Annotated in this window: 16 protein-coding genes; 7 read left to right on the forward strand and 9 right to left on the reverse strand. The window is 61.9% G+C overall.

Annotated features, from left to right (window positions below; translation table 11 throughout):
- Positions 1 to 32: 32 nt before the first annotated feature.
- The gene (locus NS365_RS00420) at positions 33 to 413 is read left to right on the forward strand and encodes an NADH:ubiquinone oxidoreductase subunit NDUFA12 (protein WP_244493523.1); all 381 of its coding nucleotides are present in this window, start codon (positions 33 to 35) and stop codon (positions 411 to 413) included.
- A gap of 17 nt (positions 414 to 430) precedes the next feature.
- Positions 431 to 841 (forward strand): DUF2155 domain-containing protein, encoded by a 411-nt coding sequence (locus NS365_RS00425; RefSeq protein ID WP_058598453.1) that lies wholly within the window; start codon positions 431 to 433, stop codon positions 839 to 841.
- Here NS365_RS00425 and aat read toward each other — a convergent pair.
- From aat to NS365_RS00450, 5 genes are all read right to left on the reverse strand, one after another.
- Positions 781 to 1,452: a leucyl/phenylalanyl-tRNA--protein transferase gene (aat, locus tag NS365_RS00430; protein WP_244498317.1), complete on the reverse strand. Its 672-nt coding sequence runs from the start codon at positions 1,450 to 1,452 to the stop codon at positions 781 to 783. The two genes, NS365_RS00425 and aat, sit on opposite strands and share 61 nt — an antisense overlap.
- Before the next feature lie 7 nt (positions 1,453 to 1,459).
- Positions 1,460 to 2,812, reverse strand: a complete 1,353-nt coding sequence (accC, locus tag NS365_RS00435; protein WP_058598302.1) for an acetyl-CoA carboxylase biotin carboxylase subunit — start codon at positions 2,810 to 2,812, stop codon at positions 1,460 to 1,462.
- Between the two features lie 52 nt (positions 2,813 to 2,864).
- The gene (gene accB, locus NS365_RS00440) at positions 2,865 to 3,344 is read right to left on the reverse strand and encodes an acetyl-CoA carboxylase biotin carboxyl carrier protein (protein WP_058598303.1); all 480 of its coding nucleotides are present in this window, start codon (positions 3,342 to 3,344) and stop codon (positions 2,865 to 2,867) included.
- Positions 3,345 to 3,582: 238 nt separating this feature from the next.
- Positions 3,583 to 4,362 (reverse strand): DsbA family protein, encoded by a 780-nt coding sequence (locus NS365_RS00445; protein ID WP_058598304.1) that lies wholly within the window; start codon positions 4,360 to 4,362, stop codon positions 3,583 to 3,585.
- Positions 4,359 to 5,750 (reverse strand): M48 family metalloprotease, encoded by a 1,392-nt coding sequence (locus NS365_RS00450; protein ID WP_193753350.1) that lies wholly within the window; start codon positions 5,748 to 5,750, stop codon positions 4,359 to 4,361. Before NS365_RS00450 ends, NS365_RS00445 begins: the two co-directional genes overlap by 4 nt.
- Before the next feature lie 102 nt (positions 5,751 to 5,852).
- Between NS365_RS00450 and NS365_RS00455 the strand changes: the two genes are divergently transcribed.
- Positions 5,853 to 7,022 carry a pyridoxal phosphate-dependent aminotransferase gene (locus tag NS365_RS00455; protein ID WP_058598306.1) on the forward strand — a complete coding sequence of 390 codons (1,170 nt, stop codon included), beginning with the start codon at positions 5,853 to 5,855 and terminating at the stop codon, positions 7,020 to 7,022.
- A 59-nt stretch (positions 7,023 to 7,081) separates the two neighbouring features.
- Here NS365_RS00455 and NS365_RS00460 read toward each other — a convergent pair whose 3' ends face one another.
- Positions 7,082 to 9,937 carry an Rne/Rng family ribonuclease gene (locus NS365_RS00460; RefSeq protein WP_058598307.1) on the reverse strand — a complete coding sequence of 952 codons (2,856 nt, stop codon included), beginning with the start codon at positions 9,935 to 9,937 and terminating at the stop codon, positions 7,082 to 7,084.
- Positions 9,938 to 10,485: 548 nt separating this feature from the next.
- On the opposite strand from NS365_RS00460, the gene NS365_RS00465 reads away from it, so the two are divergent.
- The 3 genes from NS365_RS00465 (at position 10,486) to prfB (ending at position 15,511) form a co-directional block, all read left to right on the forward strand.
- Positions 10,486 to 11,667, forward strand: coding sequence for an N-acetylmuramoyl-L-alanine amidase (locus tag NS365_RS00465; RefSeq protein ID WP_058598308.1), 1,182 nt, complete (start codon positions 10,486 to 10,488; stop codon positions 11,665 to 11,667).
- A gap of 183 nt (positions 11,668 to 11,850) precedes the next feature.
- Positions 11,851 to 14,292, forward strand: coding sequence for a penicillin-binding protein 1A (locus tag NS365_RS00470; RefSeq protein WP_058598309.1), 2,442 nt, complete (start codon positions 11,851 to 11,853; stop codon positions 14,290 to 14,292).
- Between the two features lie 90 nt (positions 14,293 to 14,382).
- Positions 14,383 to 15,511 (forward strand): peptide chain release factor 2 gene (prfB, locus tag NS365_RS00475; RefSeq protein WP_153003587.1). Its coding sequence is split into 2 segments (ribosomal slippage): positions 14,383 to 14,451 and positions 14,453 to 15,511, totalling 1,128 coding nucleotides; the frame shifts between segments, so codons are not numbered across the junction.
- Positions 15,512 to 15,604: 93 nt separating this feature from the next.
- Here prfB and NS365_RS00480 read toward each other — a convergent pair.
- The 3 genes from NS365_RS00480 to NS365_RS00490 all read right to left on the reverse strand — a co-directional run bounded on the left by NS365_RS00480 (position 15,605) and on the right by NS365_RS00490 (position 18,283).
- Positions 15,605 to 16,555: a M23 family metallopeptidase gene (locus NS365_RS00480; RefSeq protein WP_193753351.1), complete on the reverse strand. Its 951-nt coding sequence runs from the start codon at positions 16,553 to 16,555 to the stop codon at positions 15,605 to 15,607.
- A gap of 397 nt (positions 16,556 to 16,952) precedes the next feature.
- A complete protein-coding gene (locus tag NS365_RS00485; RefSeq protein WP_058598312.1) occupies positions 16,953 to 17,771 on the reverse strand; it encodes a ferritin-like domain-containing protein in 819 nt (272 codons plus the stop codon).
- Entirely contained in the window at positions 17,768 to 18,283 is a 516-nt protein-coding gene (locus NS365_RS00490) for a peroxiredoxin family protein (RefSeq protein WP_153003588.1), read from the reverse strand. Before NS365_RS00490 ends, NS365_RS00485 begins: the two co-directional genes overlap by 4 nt.
- Positions 18,284 to 18,496: 213 nt before the next feature.
- Between NS365_RS00490 and NS365_RS00495 the strand changes: the two genes are divergently transcribed.
- Positions 18,497 to 21,856: a hypothetical protein gene (locus NS365_RS00495; RefSeq protein ID WP_058598313.1), complete on the forward strand. Its 3,360-nt coding sequence runs from the start codon at positions 18,497 to 18,499 to the stop codon at positions 21,854 to 21,856.
- Positions 21,857 to 21,891: the final 35 nt, after the last annotated feature.

Raw genomic sequence — 21,891 nt, forward strand, 5'->3', positions numbered from 1 at the left:
TGCCGATGCGAGGAACGAGCCCGATGAGTAAAGTGAACCCTCTGCTCCTACAGATCTTCACCTGGTGGAACGGCCAGACGATCGGCACACGTTTCTATACGTGGCGCTTCGGCCAGCCGGTCGGCGAGGATGAACGGGGCAACCGCTTCTACCAGACGGCCGACGGCCAACGCCGCTGGGTGATCTACAAGGGAGCGGCTGAGCCGACGTCTATCGGGCCGGGTTGGCACGGTTGGATGCATCATCGCGTCGATACCCCGCCTTCCAAGGAAGATTACCGCGCGCATGGGTGGGAGCAGCCGCATCAGGAAAATCTGACAGGCACCGGCCGCGCCTATCGCCCCAAGGGCTCGCTTCTCAATACCGCCGAACGTCCGCGCGTGTCGGGCGATTACGATGCGTGGCAGCCCTGATTGGGCTGAAGGACCTCATGACATCGCGCATTCTGGGCCGGCTCCTATCGACTGGTCTCCTTACGTTGGCGCTGCTGCCCGCACCGGCATCGGCTGAACGCATCGCCAACAAAGTGGCGGTGTTTTCGGGGCTCGACAAGATCACCGGCCGTATCACGACCTTCGACGTCTATGTGAATGAGACGGTGCAGTTCGGCACGCTACAGGTGACGCCACGCGCCTGCTACACGCGCTCGCAGAACGAAGCGCCGAAAACCGACAGTTTCGTGGAAGTGGACGAGATCACGCTGGATCGACAGATCAGGCGGATCTTTTCCGGCTGGATGTTTGCGGACTCGCCCGGTCTCAACGCGGTCGAGCATCCTGTCTACGACGTCTGGCTCAAAGATTGCAAAACAGAGTCCATCGTTCCAGCGCCGGCCGGATAGAAGGTCGCGTTGCGTTCCAGCGCTTCGTCCAACATGAGACGATAATCCGCGCGCGGAATTTCGGTGGCCCCGAAGCGCGAGAGATGCGCGGTGATGAATTGCGTGTCGAGCAGCGTATAGCCGCCGCGCCTTAGACGATCCCAGAGATAGACGAGCGGGACTTTCGAAGCATCGGTGCAGCGGGAGAACATGCTCTCGCCGAAGAAGGCGCCGCCGAGGCTGACGCCGTAAAGCCCGCCCATCAGCTGGCCATCCATCCAAGCTTCGACGCAATGCGCATATCCCATTGCGTGTAGCGAGAGATAGAGGTCGCGAATCTGGGCGTTGATCCAGGTATGCTCGCGACCGGGCGCAGGCTCAGCGCACCCATCCACAACAGCCGCAAAAGCCGTGTCGACCCGAACATCGAACGGCTGTCGTTTGATCGTCTTGATCAAGCTGCGCGGGACGTGGAACCCATCCAAGGGCAGGATGCCGCGCATGGTGGGATCGACCCAATAGATCGAATCGTCGTTGGCATCTTCCGCCATGGGGAAGATGCCAGCTGCATAGGCTCTCAACAGGATTTCCGGCGTTAGCCGGAAATCATCGTCGCGCCGTCCGGAGACCAAATCCGCCTCAAGCCGCCGGAGCGGACCGAGCGAGATACTGTTCCAACCAGTGAATGTCGTACTGGCCGGCTTGGATGTCCGGGTTCTCCACGAGGTCCTGGAACAGGGGCAGGGTGGTCTTCACACCGTCGACGACGATCTCGTCCAAGGCGCGCCGAAGACGCATCAGGCACTCATTGCGCGTGCGGCCATGAACGATCAGCTTGCCGATCAAGCTGTCGTAGAAGGGCGGGATCGAGTAGCCCTGATAGACACCCGAATCGACGCGAATGCCAAGGCCACCCGGCGCGTGATAATAGGTGATCTGCCCGGGCGATGGCGCGAAGGTTCGTGGGTCTTCCGCATTAATGCGGCACTCGATCGCGTGGCCGAGAAAGTTGATATCGGACTGCTGCACGGACAAGCCGAGGCCGGCCGCCACTCGAATCTGTTCATGCACGAGATCGAGACCGGTGATCGCCTCCGTCACGGGATGCTCGACCTGAAGGCGGGTGTTCATTTCGATGAAATAGAACTCGCCATTCTCGTAAAGGAACTCGATCGTGCCGGCGCCTCGATAGCGCATTTCCGCCATGGCGTTGGCGCAGATCTCGCCGATCCGCTTGCGCTGCGCATCATCAAGCGCGGGGGAGCGCGCCTCTTCCCAGACCTTCTGATGGCGGCGCTGGAGCGAGCAGTCTCGCTCGCCCAAATGAATGGCCTTGCCCATTCCGTCGCCGAAAACCTGCACCTCGATATGGCGAGGCTTCTCCAGATATTTCTCGATGTAGACCGCGTCGTCACCGAAGGCCGCGCCCGCTTCGGAGCGGGCCGTGGCCAGAGCGACCGAGAGATCGGCCGCCGTCTTGGCCACCTTCATGCCGCGCCCACCGCCGCCAGCCGAGGCCTTGATGATGACGGGGAAGCCGATTTCCGTCGCGATCCGGGCTGCCTCGCCATCGTCCGTCACCGCGCCGGCCGAGCCGGGCACCACCGGAATGCCCAGCTTCTGGGCCGTCCGCTTGGCTTCGATCTTATCGCCCATCACGCGGATATGGTCGGCCGTCGGGCCAATGAAGGTAATGTTGTGGGCGTCGAGAATATCGGCGAAGCGCGCGTTTTCCGACAGGAAGCCATAACCTGGATGAACGGCGTCCGCCCCGGAGATTTCGCAGGCTGCAAGGATCTGCGGAATGTTCAGGTAGCTGTCGCGAGCGGGCGGGGGTCCGATGCAAACGCTTTCGTCCGCGAGGCGGACATGCATGGCGGCGTTGTCGGCGGTCGAGTGGACCGCGACGGTGGCGATGCCGAGCTCCTTGCAGGCGCGCAGAACGCGCAACGCGATCTCGCCACGGTTGGCGATCAGAACCTTGTTGAACATGACGGGCCTTTCATCGGTCGGCTGGGCACTGAGTGCGGAAGGCAGGATCGGCTCAGCCGATCACCACCAGCGCTTCGCCGTATTCGACGGGCTGTCCATTATCGACGCAGATGCGCTTGATTGTTCCCGAGCGCGGCGCCGGAATCTGATTCATCGTCTTCATGGCTTCGATGATCAGCAGCGTGTCCCCCTCGTTCACCGACTGGCCGATCTCGATGAAGGCTTTCGCGCCGGGCGCAGGCGAGAGATAGGCCGTACCAACCATGGGCGAGGGGACGGAGCCGACCTCAGGTCCAGCGGATGGTGCTGCCGTGCCGGGGGCAGCGGCGGGGGTTGCTGCGGGCATCATGGGCGCCGCGACCGGCATTGGGATGCTCGCGGCGTAGCCGCCTTGGATATATTCTTTCTTGCGAGAGACCCGAATGCGAAGCTCACCCTGTTCAATTTCGATCTCCGTCAGATCGGTGTCATTCAGGATGTCGGCGAGTTCGCGGACGAGAGACCGATCAACTTTCGTTTCCGGGTTCTGCATGGGGATCCTTCGAAATCAAATCATGGGAGATCGCGGCGACGTCGCCGCGCAACGGTTGCGGTGTCGCTCCCGTCGAGAAAGAAGTCCGTTGGCCTGGAACTCTTCTCGCGTGAACGTCTGTTCGTCTCGTTCGCAACCGCGCGCCATGCACTGTCGGGCCGCGATCCTGTCTCCCACGGCGTATAGACCGGGGCAGGTTGCGGGAAAAGCTCCCTTTTTACGCCTTTGGCAAGGAATCTTAGCAGGACGCCTTCCCGCATTGGCGCACGTTGGCGATTTTCTGAGCCAAGGCATCGGCTCCAACCGCGCCAGCGACCACTTCATCCCCGACGACGTAGCTGGGGGTTCCGTCGATGCCGAGGGCCATGGCCAAGGCGCCGGCCTGTTGCAGTTCCGTCTGAATGCTGGAGCTCTGGAGAAGCGGCTTCAAAGCGGATGCTTCGACGCCAAAGTCTTTGGCCACTTGTAGGGCACGCGCCTCGTCGACCTGCGCCTTGCTCGCCAGCAACTGGCGTTGGAACGCTCCATAGCTTTCGGGCTTCAGCGAACGAAACGCGAGGCTGACACGGCTCGCAGCCTCGGACGCAGGCCCGAGCACGGGAATTTCCTTCAGAACCACACGAAGCTTCTTGTCGCTGTCGAGCAGCACTTCCATATCGCTGGCCGCGCGTTTGCAGTAGCCACAATTGTAGTCGAAGAACTCCACCAGCGTGACGTCGCTGTCCTTCGCGCCGAGCGCTGTGCCAGCGGGCGTGGATTCCAGGGCGGCTCGGGACGTTTCGATCGTTTGGCGGCGGCTATGGGTTTCCTCGGCCGTACGTTTGGCCTCTAGAGCCTGCATCGATTCGATGAGGATCTCCGGGTGCGTCAGCAGATAGTTGCGCACGATCCCTTCGATGTCCTTGGTCTGGGCGTCATCGAACGCTTGGGCGGGGACCGCGCTTGCGACGAATGTCAGCGCCAGAAGAAGAGAGCCGGCTCGGCGAAGGCGAGTCGACGAGCGGCGTGGAGATGTCATGGACGCTTGACCTTTGTGACGAGGATATCTTGGGCCCTTCGCCATTGCGGCGAGTTCGGGCGGAATTTTTGCTGAGCGCGAGCCGCGAAGACCTTCGCGTCCTTGAAGTTGCCGGCCTCCCAATAGCCCTCGGCGGTCGCGAGTTCTGCGTCCCCGATCTGGCCGAGCTTGCCATAGGCCATGGCCAGGAAACGGTAGGCGGACGAGTTGCCGGGATCGGCTTCCAAGCCGCGCTGGATCTGGGCCACGGCGTCCTTCATCTTCTCGGGCCGGCCCCCGGTGACGATGGCTTGACCAATGGAGGCTTGAATGAGCCCGGACTTCCAAGGGTCGAGTTTGGCCGCCTTGCTGAAGGCAGCTTCGGCCTCGTTGGCGCGACCAGCGGTCATCAGAATCTCACCGCGAAATTCATGAAACCAAGGATTATTCGGCTGCTTGACGATGAGAGCGTCGATCTTGTCGAGCGCCGCTTTCGGCGAGCCCGCCAGATGCGTTGCGATCGCGTCGCCGTAGAGGGCGGGAAGTGAGTGAAGCTGCCGTCCGAAGCTGCGACGCACCTGCGCGGCACCACCATTATAGGCGGCGATCTTGGCGCGGGCGAAGTCGTGTCGCAACTGGAGGTCTGGCGAGTCTTTCTTGTCGAAGAAAGGGCTCTCGTGCGCAGCCGTCTGCAGGAAGCCGATCCGGTCCTGCGGGGCCGGATGCGAGGAAAGATAAGTGTCGCGCGAGATGCCAGCGAGCATGTTCTTGCGCATCAGCCCTTCGAAACTGTCGAGAAGACCTTTAGGAGACTGATTGGTCTTTTGGAGATATGTGAGGGCGGAGCGGTCGGCTGTGGTTTCTTCGGTGCGCTGATAGGAGAACAATCCGCGCTGCGCGATGCCGCTTCCGCTTGTCATCAGGCCGCTGCCTAGGCCTGCGACAGCGCCCGAACCCGACGCCGCGCCCGCCGCCGCGACACCCGCACCGATCAGACCTGCGACAACGGCGATGGTCTGCGCGCGTGCGATCTGATCTCGCAGTCGCTCTTGGTGGCCGCCGGCCAAATGGCCCACCTCGTGGGCAATCACGCCGATGGTTTCGTTGGGGGTTTCGGAATCGAGCAGCGTTCCCGTATTGATGAAGATACGGCGGCCCGCCACGAAGGCGTTGAAGTTGAGATCGTTGACGAGGACGATCTCGACCCGGCTCGGCGACAGCCCGGCAGCCTTCAGGATCGGCGACGCGTAGTCTCGAACGAGGCTTTCAATTTCCGCGTCGCGGACCACCGGCAGGCGACGCTGCCCGGCGGACTGAGCGAAGGATGGCGTAGCGGTCGGCATCACGCAGGAAAAGGCGAGCGCAACCGCGAGGCAGGCTGTCGACAATTGCCGGCGCCATTCTTTCATTGCGACCCTTCCCATGCTCCCCGACCGGCCCCTATGAACGGATTACAGACACCCTTTCCCTTGCCGGGAAAATAAGGCGCCTTGGCGATTGTGAGACCAGACATGTACACCAGCCGTCCCATCAAAGCATCCCGACGCTCCGAAATCGACCCATTCCGGGCGATGGACGTTCTGGCGGAAGCGAACCGGATGATGGCAGCGGGCGTCAATGTCATTTCTCTCGCTGTCGGCCAGCCCTCCGCGCCCATACCGCCCCATGCGGGCGAAGCGGCGGAGGCGTTTCTTCGCGCCGGCCGCATCGGCTACACGGACGCTCTGGGCCGGATCGGACTGAGACGGCGCATCGCGCGCCATTACGCCGAGACCTACGGCGTCGACGTGCCGCCCGAACGAATCATGGTCACGACCGGTTCGTCGGCGGGCTTCAATCTCGCGTTCTTGACGGCCTTCGATGTCGGGGACCGTGTTGCCATCGCCAATCCGGGTTACCCCGCCTATCGCAATATCCTGAAAGCTCTTGGACTGGTGCCCGTGGAGATCCCGGTCGGCGCGGACGAGGATTACATCCTGACGGCGGAACGGCTGCTCGAAGCGCATCGCCAGGAACCGATCCATGGCGTCCTCATTGCCAGCCCTGCCAATCCGACAGGGACGGTCACCCCACGCAGCGAGTTGAAGGCGCTGATCGAGCTTTGCGATAGGGAAGGGATCGCCTTCATCTCGGACGAAATCTACCACGGCTTGACCTATGGCGAGCGTGACACGTCCGCGCTGGAATTTTCCGACCGCGCCATCATCGTCAATTCGTTTTCGAAATATTACTGCATGACCGGCTGGCGCATCGGCTGGCTCGTCTTGCCCGGTTCGCTGGTGCGAGCCTCGGAGCGGATCGGACAAAGCCTCTATATCTCCGCGCCCGAACTCAGTCAGGTCGCGGCCGAAGCGGTATTCGAAACGCGCGATCAACTCGAAGAGATCAAGCAGACCTACATTCGCAATCGTGCGATCCTTGCGCAGCGTCTACCGTCGCTCGGATTTTCCGATATCGCTCCGATCGACGGCGCCTTCTACGCCTATGCGCGCCTTCCTGCTGGGATGGGGAGCGCGAGCGAGTTCTCGAGCCGCGTCCTCAAAAGCTGTCACGTCGCGCTGACGCCTGGGATCGACTTCGATCCGGTGGCGGGGGAGCATTTCGTGCGCTTGTCCTATGCCGGCTCCACATCCGAACTGGCTGAAGCGACCGAAAGGTTGGCGGGCTTTCTGAAGGCCTGAGAGGCGGCAAGACACTCGATGCAAAAAGGGCGGCTCGAGAGCCGCCCTTTTGGTTTCAATCAGAGGAAGCCGCGACGCGACCACCAGCCCGTGCGCTTGGGACGATCGTCCTGTTCGCTTTCTTGATCGACGCCGTTGGTCGTCAGTCGTGGACCGCGGGAGGACTCTTCAGCCGAGTTGTCTTCGGCTTCGGTCGAGGGCGTGCTGTCCGACGGGAAGACCTCATCCAGAGGCGGGTTTCCGTCGATCAATGCGCCTGCTTCGGCTGTGGCTGCCATGACTTCGTTTTCATCCGGCACATCGCTGTTCCGGTCCGCCTCGAGTTCACCGAGCGGGCGAGCATCGAGATCGGCTCCCGCCATGGCGTCGACGGCGTCCGTCATCTCCGGCTCGAACGAGCGTTCGGCCACGTCGCCAATCTCGACGGGAGCAGTCGCATCGACCTCCACCGGTTCCTCGGCAACATCGTCCGACACGACATCTGGCAAAGCTTCGTTCGAGCCAGCACCTTCGGCGACATCCATGACCGGCGCGTCATTGGCCTCGTCCTCACGGGTGCGACGGCCACCCCGCCGACCACGGCGACGACGCTTGCGGTTCTTGCCATCTTCATCGTGACCTGCCGACGCTTCGGACTCGGCATCCTCACCATCCACCTCTACGTCTGCTTCCGACGAGGTGGTTTCGTCATCGGCGGCGATGTCTTCCTCGTCGGAGGCGCTTTCGATGTCGTTGTCCTGACCAGCGGCATCGGACTTGCGTCCGTTGCGACGACGGCGACGACGGCGACGCGAACCGTCGCGGCGATCGTCATCGGAGCCTTCCGTCTCGGTCGCGGCCTCCGTGTCGTCCATCACCTCGGCAACGATCTCGTCTTCCTCCGGCATGACCTCGATCAGATCATCCGGGGCGAGGCTGATGGGGCGAACCGGCTGGGGGCGCGGACGCTGAACCGCCTCGGCGCCGTGTTCGATCGCGATATGCTGATGGCCGTGACCTTCCACGGCTTCCAGCATGATATGGAGCCCATAATGGGCCTCAAGTTCATCGATCGTGCGACGCTTCTCGTTCAAGATATAAAGCGCTGTCGCGGTCGGCACTCGGACGATGAGATCGTGCGTCCCGTGCTTCTGCAGATGCTCTTCAACCGTGCGCAGGACATGCAGCGCCAGCGAGGACGCCGAACGAATAAAGCCGTTGCCGTTGCAGACGGGGCAGGTCTGCATGGTGGATTCGAGCACACTCGCGCGGATGCGCTGGCGGCTCATTTCCAGAAGGCCGAAATGCGAGATGCGGCCCACCTGGATGCGAGCGCGATCGTCCTTCAGGCAATCCTTCAGGCGCTTCTCGACGTTCCGGTTGTTGCGCTTCTCCTCCATGTCGATGAAGTCGATAACGATCAGACCCGCGAGATCGCGCAGGCGAAGCTGGCGTGCGATCTCCTCGGAGGCCTCCAGATTGGTCTGGTAAGCCGTATCCTCGATGGAGTGCTCGCGGGTCGAGCGGCCCGAGTTGACGTCGATCGACACCAGCGCTTCCGTCTGGTTGATGATGATGTAGCCGCCGGACTTCAGCGTCACGTTCGGCTGCACCATCTTGTCGAGCTGCGCTTCGATGCCCTGGCGCGCGAAGATCGGCGTCGGGTCCCGGTAGGGCTGCACCACCTTGGCTTGGCTTGGCATCAGCATCCGCATGAAGTCCTTGGCTTCGCGGTAGCCGGCTTCACCCGCCACAAGAACCTGATCGATGTCCTTGTTGTAGAGATCGCGGATCGAGCGCTTGATCAGGCTGCCTTCCTCGTAGACGAGGGTCGGCGCCATCGATTGAAGCGTCAGAGTGCGCACCGTCTCCCAGAGACGCATCAGATATTCGTAGTCCCGCTTCACCTCGGCCTTGGTGCGATTGGCACCGGCCGTGCGCAGGATAATGCCCATGCCGCGCGGCACGTCGAGATCGCGCACGACATCCTTCAGCCGCTTGCGATCCGCAGCGTTGGTGATCTTGCGCGAAATTCCGCCGCCTCGCGCCGTGTTCGGCATGAGAACCGAATAGCGGCCCGCCAGCGAGAGATAGGTCGTCAGCGCGGCGCCCTTGGAGCCACGTTCCTCCTTGACCACCTGAACGAGCAGAATCTGCCGGCGACGGATAACTTCCTGAATCTTGTAGTTCTTGCGCGGAGCGCGGGTGCGAACCGGCACCTCTTCCATCGCGTCTTCGCTGCCGAGATCGTCGATCTGTTCCGCCTCGTCCTCGCCGGACGGCGCATCGTCGTCCGACCCACGCGTGCGACGGCGCGGCCGACGCCGACGATTACCATCCTTCTGCGCTTCGTCAGAGGCTACAGGCTCAGCGGGCTGCTCGCCCAAATCCTCTTCGTCGGACGTGTCGGCGCTCTCGGATGCGGAACTGTCCTCGCCATCCGTTTCGCCGTAATTGCCGACCTGGGCCGAGCCCACTTCGGAGATTTCCTCCTCGGTATCAGGGACGTCCTCGATGCCGGAGACGTTTTCCGAGACGCTGTCGTCACCCGCGTCAGCGGCTTTCGCCTCCGTTTCACGCGAGCGGCGCGAGCGCGCGCGATTGTCTCGGGCGGATTTGCGTTCGGTTTCTTCTTCTTCCTCGGCCGCGCGGGCGAGTTCGTCCTCGATCAGGGCCTGACGATCCGCCACAGGGATCTGGTAGTAGTCGGGATGGATTTCGCTGAAGGCGAGGAAGCCATGCCGGTTTCCGCCATATTCGACAAAGGCGGCCTGCAGCGACGGCTCGACCCGCGTTACCTTCGCGAGATAGATATTGCCCTTGATCTGCTTCTTGTGTTCGGACTCGAAATCGAATTCTTCGATCCGGTTACCCTTGACGACGACGACCCGGGTTTCTTCCGGATGCGACGCATCGATCAACATCTTGTTTGCCATGAAATCTCAACTCCGAGACCCGGAGCCTGCCGAACGATCCGGCGGATAACGCCGGTTGAAAGATCGGAAAGGGCGGGCCGGCAGGTGCCGAGCGGTTTGCAAACAGCATGGTCCCGGTCAAAGGATGCTTCGCCTGCCCAATCTGGCGGCGGTCTATCCGGGATGAAAACACTGCTGACGACACGCGCTCGCGACCTGCAATAAATGGGTGGCCGTTTCATCGGCCGATGAAAGACATGCAGCCAACCTGACGGCCGTCCCGCATGATGGAAGTCCGTCGAGACTGTCTCGAACGGAGAAAATTTGTCGAAGGCTCGTCACGATCGATCGCTGGTTCGGTCGGGCCTCGCGTCTCGGCTCGGAGACGAGATCTCGTCTTTCCGATCGGTCGCGAAGCCGTTCCGCAATCGACGCGGTAGCCTCACTTCTGCTTTTATGGCGTGGGACGCGCCTAAACAAGTGCCAGGCCTCTCCAGAGGGCAGTTCCCACCCATGTTCGTCGCCTAGAACCGGCTCAACTTGCCGCCAGACCCCCGGTTGCCAACTGCATGTCTCAAACTCTTCGTTGCCTTGCGGTGCTTTTTCTTCTGTTCGTCCACGGTTTGCTGCCAGCGCGCGCCGCCGACCCCTCCGTCATTACGGCGATTCGACTGACATCGGTGGATGAGGGCGACGACGTGGAGATCGAGTTGGACGGTGCGGCGCAACCCGATCTTCTGACGCTCAAGTCGCCCTATCGATTGGCGTTGGATTTCGACGCCACGCTCTCGGCGGCCGCAGCGCCGGTTACGAAAGGCGCGCATTGGGTGCGGGGGGTGAAGCAGGGGCTGGTCGCCGCCGATCGCTACCGATTGCTTCTCGAACTCAATAGTGCGGTCAAACCAAAGCTCACGTCTCGACAGGAGGATGGGCGAACGCTGATCCTCCTGACGCTGCGCAAAGGCCGGGAGGCGGATTTCGTGGTGCCGGCGAAAGCCCGCGAAGCGTCCGTCGCGGGTCACGTTGAGCCGCGCCGGGCGTCCGATCCTTTCGTCATCGTCATCGATCCGGGCCATGGGGGAATCGATCGCGGGGCTACCGGCGAGAAGGGGACGGAGGAGAAGGCCGTCAATCTCGCGTTCGGTCTTGCTCTTCGCGACGCGCTCTCGGCTTATCCGAATATTAAAGTGCTGATGACGCGCGAGGACGACACGTTCATTCCCTTGAACGAGCGGGCGGCTATTGCCCGCAGGGCGAAGGCGGGCCTTTTCGTCTCGCTCCATGCCGACTCGATCCGTTACAAGGATCTGCGGGGGGCGACCGTTTATACCCTTTCGGAGAAGGCGTCGGATGGCTTGGCGCGCGAACTGGCGGACAGCGAAAACTCCGCTGATCGTTTTGCCGGCGCCGAGTGGGATCAGGATGCGCCGGAAATCCATGACATCCTCGTGGACCTCGTTCGACAGGAGACCGAGGGCTTCTCGGAGCATTTCGCCCTTGGGCTGGTAGCGCAACTGAAGGACGGCGGCGTTCGCCTGATCAACAATCCCAAGCGGTCGGCCGGCTTTCGCGTTCTGCGAGCCCCCGATGTGCCCTCGGTCTTGGTCGAGATGGGATACCTTTCGAACGAACAGGAGGAGAAACTCCTGACCTCGCCCGACTGGCAGAAGAAGGTCGCGTCCATTCTAGCGCGGTCGATCGAGGCGTTTTCCCGGCATCGCTCGATCGTGGATCAACGCAGCGCGAATTGACGCGAGCGTTCCGCGTGGCGCAATTGCCACAGCAAACACGCATTGGCGCCTCGCAACATCGGGGCGCCTCATTTATGAAGGAAGTCCAAACTCCCGGCCATATCGCGCACTCGCGGGTTCGGGACCGCGCGACCCGGTCGCGTGCTGTTCGGGCGAATCCAGAATGCAGGCGATAGGGTCACGATGATCAAGCTGCTCGGCTATTTCTTCGGCATCGGGTCGGTGCTCGCGCTGATCGGGGCAGGTGGCGTCGGCGTCTATGTCGCCAAGATGAGCGAAGACCTGCCGGACTATCAGGTTCTGGAGAAATACGAGCCGCCGGTGATGACGCGCATCCACGCGTCCGATGGCGGGCTCATGGCCGAGTATGCCAAGCAGCGGCGTCTTTACCTGCCGATCCAGGCGATCCCTGATCGGCTGAAGAATGCGTTCTTATCGGCCGAAGACAAGAATTTTTACGAACATCACGGCGTCGATCCCGAGGGGATCGTGCGCGCCGCCGTCGTCTCCATCAAGGGCGGCCCGATGCAGGGCGGTTCGACCATCACGCAGCAGGTCGCCAAGAACTTTCTTCTGACCAACGAGCGCTCGATGGAGCGCAAGGTCAAGGAAGCCATCCTGTCGCTGCGCATCGAGCAGGCCTACTCCAAGGATCGGATCCTCGAACTCTATCTGAACGAAATCTATCTCGGGCTGGGTGCCTATGGCGTGGCAGCCGCGTCCTTGTCCTATTTCGACAAGTCCGTGAACGAGCTGGAAATCCAAGAGGTCGCCTACCTCGCGGCTCTGCCCAAGGCGCCTGAAAACTACAATCCATTCCGAAACCCGAACGAGGCGTTGGCGCGCCGCAATTGGGTCATCCAGCGCATGGCCGAGAACGGCTTCATCACGCAGGACGAAGCCAATAAGGCCATCGCGAAGCCGCTTGGGATCAAGACGCGCTCCAACAACGCCTACGTGCCGTCGGCGGAATATTTCACCGAAGAGGTTCGGCGCGACATCATCTCGCGCTATGGCGTGAACGCCCTCTACGAAGGTGGCCTCTCGGTGCGGACCACGATCGATCCGCATATGCAGGTCGAGGCGCGCAAAGCGTTGCAACATGCCCTCGTCCAATACGACCAGGCCAAGGGGTTCCGGGGGCCGGTCAAGACCATCGAACTCGGCAATGACTGGGGCACGCCGCTGGGTGAGATCGAAGGCCTGTCGGACGTTCCCGAATGGCAGCTCGCGGTGGTTCTGACCACGGACGCGAATTCGGTGAGCATCGGCCTCCAGCCTGACAAACTGCCCTCGGGCCGGCGCGGTCCGGAGCGCGAGATCGGCACGATCGCGCTATCGGACATGCGCTGGGCGCTCTCGATGGTCGAGGGCGGTCGGCGCGCCTCGGTGAAGACCGCCGATCGGGTGCTTCAACGCGGCGATGTCGTCTATGTCGAGAAGAAGGGCGATGGCAGCGAATACCGCCTGCGTCAGCCGCCTCGCGTGCAGGGCGCGCTGGTTGCGATGGACCCACATACGGGCCGCGTTCTCGCCATGGTCGGCGGATTCTCCTATGCCCAGTCCGAGTTCAACCGAGCAACGCAAGCCTATCGTCAACCTGGCTCGTCGTTCAAGCCGATCGTCTATGCGGCCGCGCTCGATAATGGCTACACGCCGGCGTCCGTCATTCTCGATGCGCCGATCTCGATCCCGAACGGAACGGGCGGTTTCTGGGAGCCAAAGAATTATGGCGGCGAGTTCGCCGGCCCTTCGACTCTGCGCACAGGCATCGAGAAAAGCCGCAATCTCATGACCGTTCGCCTCGCGCAGGACATGGGCATGAAACTCGTGGCCGAATATGCGGAGCGGTTCGGCATCTATGACAAGATGATGCCCTATCTCCCGATGGCGCTCGGTTCCGGCGAAACAACGGTCATGCGCATGGTCTCGGCTTATTCGGTGATGGCGAATGGCGGGCGGTCCATCGAGCCTTCCTTGATCGACCGGGTGCAGGACCGCTATGGGCGCACCGTCTACAAGCATGACAACCGCAAGTGCGATCAGTGCAATGACGCGGCCTGGTCCGATCAGCCCGAACCCGAACTCATCGATGATCGCCAGCAGGTTCTCGATCCCATGACCGCCTATCAGATCACCTCGATGATGGAAGGCGTGGTCCAGCGCGGCACGGCGACCGTCGTCAAGGAACTGGGCGTGCCTGCGGCCGGTAAGACGGGGACGACCAATGACGAGAAGGATGCCTGGTTCGTTGGTTTCACCCCGAATCTCGTGACGGGCGTCTATCTTGGCTACGACAACCCTCAGCCTCTGGGCCATGGCGGAACCGGTGGCGGTTTCGCGGCGCCGGTCTTTGTCGATTTCATGAAGGATGCGATCGCCGGCAAGCCCGTCGCCGATTTCCGTATTCCCGAGGGCATGACTCAGGTTGCCGTCGACAGGCGAACCGGTATGGCGGCCGACCCCAATTCCAAGGATGCGATCATCGAGGCGTTCAAGCCCGGCACGGGCCCGTCCAATGTCTATCAAGTGATCGGCGAAGGGGGCGGCGGCCCGGTCGCCTCGCAGCCGCTGCCGGCCGAGGCGCAGCAGGCGATCGTGTCGGGCGCGGGCGGTCTGTTCTAAACCGCTTTTGTGTCAGCTTTACAGGGCGTGACGTGGTGCCTATGGTCCGCGCCATTCCAACCCTTTTCATTGCAAACGAGGGAGAGCGGCGTGCGAGCCGAGATCCAATCCATTGTCGACGAAATCCAGCAGGCCGTAAGCCTGCTGAGGAGGCATCTTTGACTGGGATCAGTCCCTTCGAGAACTCGATCGGCTGAACGCGGCCGCCGAAGACCCGTCCATCTGGAACGATCCGCAGGAGGCTCAGCGCCTCATGAAGGAGCGCCAGCGTCTGGACTCGGGCATCAACGGCATTCTCGCGATCGAACGCGGTCTTCGCGACAACATCGAACTCATCGCCATGGGCGACGAGGAAGGTGACGAGTCGATCGTGACCGAGGCCGAGGCCGGTATTCGCGCGCTTCAGAAGGAAGTCGCCGAACGCCAGATCGAGACGCTTCTGTCCGGCGAAGTTGACGGCAACGACACCTATGTCGAAATCCATTCCGGCGCAGGTGGCACCGAAAGCCAGGACTGGGCCTCCATGCTCCTTCGCATGTATATGCGCTGGGGCGAGCGGGCGAAGCTGAAGGTCGAAGTGCTGGAACAGCATTCGGGAGAAGAAGCGGGCATCAAGTCCGCGACCATTCTTCTGAAGGGCCACAACGCCTATGGCCGCATGAAGGTCGAGTCCGGCGTGCATCGTCTCGTGCGCATCTCGCCGTACGACAGTCAGGCGCGGCGGCACACGTCCTTCGCTTCGGTCTGGGTTTATCCGGTCGTGGACGACTCGATCGAAATCGATGTCAGCGAAGCCGATGTTCGCATCGACACCTATCGCGCCTCGGGTGCGGGTGGTCAGCACGTCAACACGACCGACTCGGCGGTGCGTATCACGCATCTGGCGACCGGGATCGTGGTGCAGTGTCAGAGCGAGCGCTCGCAGCACAAGAACCGCGCCACGGCCTGGAACATGCTTCGTGCCCGCCTTTACGAGGAAGAGCTGCGAAAGCAGGAAGAAAAGGCGAACGCCGCCGCCGCCTCCAAGACCGACATCGGCTGGGGGCACCAGATCCGGTCCTACGTCCTCCAGCCCTATCAGCTGGTGAAGGATCTGCGAACCGGCAGGGAAAGCACGGCACCGCAACAGGTGCTGGACGGCAGTCTGGATGACTTCATCGAAGCCGCGCTCGCGCAACGTGTTTTCGGTGGTGACGTCGAAGTCGCCGACATCGACTAATATCACTTCGGGCGATGCGGTAACGCGTCGCTCATCTTTCTGAACCTCCGTTCGGCTGGGCCGGGCGGAGGTTTTTTTGCAACGTGCGGTGACTTAGAGTTTGGCGAGCTTGCGTCCGACGCGAATATATCGCTCTGGATCGACCGGCGTTTCATCCGTCCGCACTTCGTAATGAAGATGCGAGCCTGTGCTTCGGCCCGTGCTCCCGACGCGTCCGACGATTTGCCCGGCGTTGATTGCCGAACCACTGGCAACGTCGATTTCGGAGAGATGTGCGTAGCGCGTGCTGAACCCGTTGCCATGGTCGATCTCGACCATCATCCCATACCCGCCAGCCTCGCCGGCCGACACGACCTTGCCGCTCGCGGTGGCTCTGACCAGAGTGCCGGTGGGAGCTGCCAGATCAACTCCGCTGTGCAGCGCCGCGCGTCGGAAAAACGGATCGGGCCTCACGCCGAAGGTCGATGTGACCCGTGCGCCGGGCAGCGGGTCTGCCAGGGGCACGCGGGCCGATTTGGTTTTCAGTCGGCCATAGGTCTGCAAGGCCTGATCCAGAAGGTTGAGGCTGTTTGAGAAAGACAGCTCGCCGTCGGCCGGAATGTAGGGGCCGCCGATGGCGGGTTTCGTCTCCTCGACCCGGATGCCCACCGACCCCAGAACCTCTGCCAAGTGATCGGCGCGGGACCGCGTTGTCCGGGCCAGTTCGGCGATCGTCGATGTCTGCTCGTCGCTGACCATGTCTACCGATTTTCGAATCGTCGGCAGAACGAGGCCTGCGATCTCGCTGACATCCGCATGCCGCAGGGATAAAGCGCTAATGTCTTCGGGATGCCGTGTTGGGGTGGATGGGGATGAACTGTTTGACGCGGTGGGAAGGGCCGATGGCTCTCGGCCGGCTGCCGATGCGTCATCCGACGCGGCATTGGGGCTCGCCTTCGTCAGGACGCCCATGTCCCGCGCTTTCTCCAGCAAGGGCTGAAGCTGCTCGAACCGTCCAGTCAGTTCCGCCTGTTGGGTCAGAAGCGCCTTCACCTGCGCCGACACGGTTTCGCGAACCTTCGTCTGCCCAGTCTTCAGACGGTCGATCTCGGTGCGGAGTGTTGCCATGCGCTCTTCGTAAGCGTTCGTCATGCGCGTTTCGCGAGCGAGCAGAGCGCGAACGATATTGTCGTTGAAGAAGAAGAGGCCGCCGAACACGAGGCAGCCGATGAGGGCGCAAATGCCAAGCCCCGCAATCGATGCGGCAACCCAGGGGCGAACGGTCCAACGTCGACCGAGGCTGCCACGCGATATGATGATCGTCCGTGCGGCAGCTCCGCTGCCGAAAACGTTCCCCTGGCTTGAGGGTGCCATCCGCCTCGACTCCAAACCACACGGACTTCCGCCGTTCGGCGCGATTAGAGTTGATTAGGGTTAATGGAGCGTTGATACCTTGCTTCGCTCAGCTCGAAAGCGGCGAAAGCGAGCGATAGAAGGTCGGTGTCAGACCGGCTTCGGCCCGAGCGCGGTCATTGAAGGGCGGCTTCACCTCGCCGCGGAAACACTCCCGAACGATCTCCTGAAAGCGCCGGGCCGGGTCGATCCGGTGACGCGCGCATAGGAAGCGGAACCATTTCGCCCCGATCGCGACGTGCTTCTTCTCGTCATTGTAGATGATCTCGAGAATGGCTCCTGTTTGCGGATCGCCGACCTCCTTCAGCTTGGCCAGAAGGGAGGGCGTTACGTCCAAACCGCGCGCTTCGAGCACCAGAGGGACGATGGCGAGCCGAGAGGGCAGATCATGGGACGTGACTTCCACGGCCTGCCAGAGACCGTCATGGGCGGGCAGGGCGCCGTAGAATGAGCCGAGATCGACAAGGCGTGCCGAAAGGAGGCCGAAATGCTTCGCCTCCTCCATCGCGACTGTCATCCAGCCATCGAAAAAGGATCGCGGAACCGGCTGGCCACAAAACCGAGCGACAATGTCCAGCGCCAGGTCGATGGCGTTCAGTTCGATATGGGCGAGGGCATGAATCATGGCGATCCGACCCTCCAGCGTGTGGACCGAACGACGCGGCACGTCGCGCGGCGGCACGAGATCGGGCTTTAGAGGCCGGCCAGGCCGGGACGGAGAGGGCGGATCGGTCGGCGCGGAGAGGCCAAGCTTGCGGGCGAACCAGAACTCAGCCGTCGCCGTCGTGAGTCTCGCCTTTTCAGACAGATCGGCGGTCGAAAGTGCTTTAATCGCCGCAGCCCGAAGCGTGCCGGGAACGTCGGTCACGCCTGCGGGCTCTTGAAGCTCTGGGCGGCTTCTAGAACCTCGGCCGCGTGGCCACCCGCCTTAACCTTTTGCCACACGCGTACAACGCGGCCATCGGCATCGATCAAGGCCGTGGTACGCTCGACACCCCAATATTTGCGGCCATACATGCTTTTCTCGGCCCAGACACCGAAGGCCTGAAGCAGGTTCTTATCCTCATCGGCCAGAAGGTGAACCTTCAAATCGTGCTTGTCGCGAAAGCGGCAATGTTTCTGCACGCTATCGGGCGACACGCCGAAGACGGAAACGCCGAGAGCCTCGAACTGACGGATCAACGCCGTAAACTCGATCGCCTCGGTGGTGCAGCCAGATGTATCGTCCTTTGGGTAGAAATAAAGAACGAAGGCTCGACCCTTGAGCGAAGCTTTGGTGACGATTGAGCCGTCACTTTCCGGGAGAGCGAAATCAGGACATTCTTGTCCAGCATTCGGGATCGACACGGGAGCCTTCCTTTCGGCCAAATGGATCGGCATGACGAGCGAGGCGACGATAGAGTTCGCTAGTCATTCGTCGGCTATACCACCCGGCCGAGGCGATCGCAGCCCGGAGTCGGACGAAATCGCAGACCCACTTTGCCTAATCTCAGGCGTTCGAGACGTTAAGGACCGATGCTTCCCGACATCGCAAGCCGCCGCGACGCCCAATGGCCGATCTCACGCCCGTCTCTGGACGAGCAGGCCCGCTGAATGATGAGATTCGTTCGCCTGTTGGGCGGTCTCGTCAGCCTTGCGATCATTCTTCTTCTGGTCTTGGGTTCCGGCGTCTTCCTTCTGCTGGGAACGTCTACCGGCGAGGCGTTCGTCCAAGGGCAGACCAAGGCGGCTCTGTCCCGCCTTTTCGGCCCGGCCTACGAAGTGTCGTTGGGGGATCAGCGGTTCGAAGTTCGCAACGACGGTCTCCTCGCCCTCACATGGGACGACGTGTCTCTGCATCGAAAGGACCACCCCGACCTTAGTTCTGAAATCGGCCGCGTGTCCGTGGCGGTTCGACTTCTTCCCCTGGTGGGCGGTTCGCTGGAATTCGGCCGGCTGGAGATCGAACGGGCGCGGATTGATCTGGCGGCATTCGGAGAGACATCCGCCGTCCGGTCCCCGAGTTCGCAGCCCGTTAGCCTCCCGCAAGCGGCTGAGAGTGGAGCGGGGCGTTCGCCCATGTCTCGCGTGGCCGAACGCGCGATCCGAACGCTCGAGCGCCAACTTCAGGCGCTGCAGGCCTATCATTTCGATACGGTCGCTTTTGTCGACATCACGGTGGAAGGCTTTGCCGGCGCTTTTGCCGACATTCCCGACATCCATCTGGACCGCGCGGAACTCCACCGTGCGCTGGACGGATCGCTGTCCCTTTACTCGAAAGTGGATGTCGGAGCCGTTCCGATTTCGATCGGGGGTGCTGCGAATTTCGATAGCGAGACGGGGCGGCTCGTGTCCTTCTCGCTGCGGTCGAGCGAAATCGATCTGGGCTCCGTTCTTCCGCCGGCAGCGCTGGATAACTTGACCGACGATCGACCCTTCGGCAGCGACGCGTCTGTCTCGCTGGAAGCGGGGATGCATCGGCAGAGTGAGACCGGCATGGCCGTTCTCGGCTTGGCTCTCCACGCAAGCGGTGGCCATCTACAACTCGGGCTCAACCGGACGACTCTGGAGCCCTCCAGCGTCCGGGTGGAATATCGGGAAGGCGAGGACCGCTTCCAGATCTTGCCAAGCCCCGTACGCTTCGAAGATGTCGCCTTCGATCTCGAAGGTGTCCTGGAACCCGTCGCGATGGCTGGCTCCGAGGCTGATAGGGAGCGGTTGAAGTTCCGGATCGGGAGCCGGCAAATTCTCTCCCGTGTCGGCCGGCCCGAGGGAGAGCCTCCCATGGATGGGACGTTCTGGATCGATGGTTCGATCGATCCGTCCGCTCAGTCGCTCGAACTGACGCAACTCGAACTGGTAACGCCCAAAGGGCGGCTGACGGGCCATGCCATCTATCGCGGCCACGCGCCCTCGGATGTGACCTCCCTCATGGTCGAGGCAGATCAGCTTTCGGTACCATCGGTGAAGGCCTTCTGGCCCTTCATGATCTCCGGTAAGGCACGTCACTGGGTGCTAGCCCATGTCGGCGACGAAGGTGCCGTGCCGAGCGGTTCCATTCGGATCAATGTGCTGCGATCTCGGTTAGGCGAAGCCTTCAAGCCCACGCAGTCCCCCGCCGACAGCGAATTGCAGCTCGACCTCGATCTTCGCGACATGGACCTTTCGACGGCCGGTACGGTTCCACGCTTGATCGATGCCAATGGTCGCTTGGAAACCAGAGGTGGCAAGACGACGGTTTTCGTGGACCGTGCCGGCATGATGGATCATCCCGATCTTGTTTTGGGGCCGGCTTCCGTCACCCTTCAGAAGCCTGCGAGCGGAAACCCGCGCGACCTCGCATTGGGAATCGATCTGAAGGCAGAGGGCCCGCTGCGCGACGCCCTGGATGTGGCGAACTCGGAGCCGATTCGGGCGCTACGCTCGCTCGATCTGGATACTGCGAAGATCAAGGGAAATGCGACGGTTCACGTCGAGGCGAGCCTGCGCTTCGGCGAGCATATCGCCGCCGATCGTCAGGTGGAAAGCTGGGCTGTCGAAGCCAATCTGGAAAAGGTTGATCCCGGCCAATCCATCCAGGGCCGCAGACTCACCAATCTGGACGGTTTGATCCATGTGATCCCGGGACAGGCGAGCGGCTCGCTCGATGCAGACATCGAAAGCATTCCGGCCGATATCAGCTTCATCCTCCCTTTCGGTGAGAGGCCCGTCGGCGAAAGACGGATCGACCTTTCCGCAACCGTGGGCGGCAAGAAACTGGTCGAACTCGTTCCCAGTCTGAAGGGTGTCGTTGGCGGCAACACGAAGGCTTCCGTGACCCAAGGTGCCTCCGGCTTCGACGTCGAACTCGACCTACGCGACGCGACGCTCGATCTGCCCTTCATTGCCTGGAAAAAGGGGGCTGGCGTACCGGCGCGACTGTCCTTCGATCTCGATCAGGACGGCGGCAGCACGACGCTCAAAGACGTCGCGCTGAAGGGCGAGGGTTTTGCGGCAAGCGGTACGGTCCTTCTCACCAATGACGGGCTCTCAACTGCCAAGCTGACGCATGTTGCACTCAATCCGGGAGATGAGGTTGAGGTCGCGGTGACGCGCCATCGGAACGGTTATGGCGTGGAACTCAAGGGATCGCAGTTCGATGCTCGGCCGATCCTGGCCGAATTGAAGGCAAGCGTCGGAAAGAAAGATCGCAAGCTCGGCGGCGGCACGTTCGACATCAATGCCGACATCGACCGATTGAACGGTTTCAACGGCCAGACCATTCAAGGGTTCGAGATGAATTATGCCAGCGCGGGCGGGAAACTTGCCGCGCTCAATCTTGGCGGAACGCTCAGTGGCGGCTCGCTGTCCGGCGATCTTTCGCCGCGCGGCGTTGTTCAAGCCATACGACTTCGTAGCGGCGACCTCGGGGCGCTTCTCGCTTTTGCGGGTCTTTATCAGCATATGGAGGGGGGGCAAGCTTCGCTCGATCTCCTGGGAACGGCGGATACGTCTTATGTCGGCGCGCTGCAGGTCGCCAATTTCACCTTGGTGGACGAGCCACGTCTGTCGCGCATTGTCGGGTCCTCAGGCGGACAAAACGGGCAGACCCTGTCCCAGGCCGTCGGGCAAAATCTCCAGGCGGAGCGTGCCTTCTTCGATCAAGCGTCAGCCAAGCTGAGCTATTCCGGCACCGCCTTGAAAGTGTCGGACGGCATCCTGCGAGGCCCCGTCTTCGGGTCCAGCTTCAACGGAACGCTCTATGACGGCCGAGGACAGATCGACGTTTCCGGCTCCTTCATGCCGGCCTACGGGATCAACCGGATGTTCGGTGCGATCCCCGTCCTCGGCCAGATTCTCGGCAATGGCAATGAGGGCGGGCTGATCGGCATCACCTATCGATTGGACGGGCCTTTCGCGTCTCCAACCCTCGTGGTGAATCCGATCTCCGTCATCGCGCCCGGCATCTTCCGGCAGATCTTCTCCTACAAATGAAAAAGGCGGCCCGAGGGACCGCCTTCCGGAAGAAC

Origin of the sequence: Aureimonas ureilytica (assembly GCF_001475935.1) — a bacterium.
In the GTDB taxonomy this organism is placed as follows: Bacteria; Pseudomonadota; Alphaproteobacteria; order Rhizobiales; family Rhizobiaceae; genus Aureimonas; species Aureimonas ureilytica_A.

Excerpts from the sequence above, each read along its gene's own strand:
- NS365_RS00425 (WP_058598453.1), top strand. The coding sequence starts at position 431 with ATGACATCGCGCATTCTGGGCCGGCTCCTATCGACTGGTCTCCTTACG.
- accC (WP_058598302.1), bottom strand. The coding sequence starts at position 2,812 with ATGTTCAACAAGGTTCTGATCGCCAACCGTGGCGAGATCGCGTTGCGC.
- accB (WP_058598303.1), bottom strand. The coding sequence starts at position 3,344 with ATGCAGAACCCGGAAACGAAAGTTGATCGGTCTCTCGTCCGCGAACTC.
- NS365_RS00445 (WP_058598304.1), bottom strand. The coding sequence starts at position 4,362 with ATGACATCTCCACGCCGCTCGTCGACTCGCCTTCGCCGAGCCGGCTCT.
- NS365_RS00450 (WP_193753350.1), bottom strand. The coding sequence starts at position 5,750 with ATGAAAGAATGGCGCCGGCAATTGTCGACAGCCTGCCTCGCGGTTGCG.
- NS365_RS00455 (WP_058598306.1), top strand. The coding sequence starts at position 5,853 with ATGTACACCAGCCGTCCCATCAAAGCATCCCGACGCTCCGAAATCGAC.
- NS365_RS00460 (WP_058598307.1), bottom strand. The coding sequence starts at position 9,937 with ATGGCAAACAAGATGTTGATCGATGCGTCGCATCCGGAAGAAACCCGG.
- NS365_RS00465 (WP_058598308.1), top strand. The coding sequence starts at position 10,486 with ATGTCTCAAACTCTTCGTTGCCTTGCGGTGCTTTTTCTTCTGTTCGTC.
- NS365_RS00470 (WP_058598309.1), top strand. The coding sequence starts at position 11,851 with ATGATCAAGCTGCTCGGCTATTTCTTCGGCATCGGGTCGGTGCTCGCG.
- NS365_RS00490 (WP_153003588.1), bottom strand. The coding sequence starts at position 18,283 with ATGCCGATCCATTTGGCCGAAAGGAAGGCTCCCGTGTCGATCCCGAAT.
- NS365_RS00495 (WP_058598313.1), top strand. The coding sequence starts at position 18,497 with ATGATGAGATTCGTTCGCCTGTTGGGCGGTCTCGTCAGCCTTGCGATC.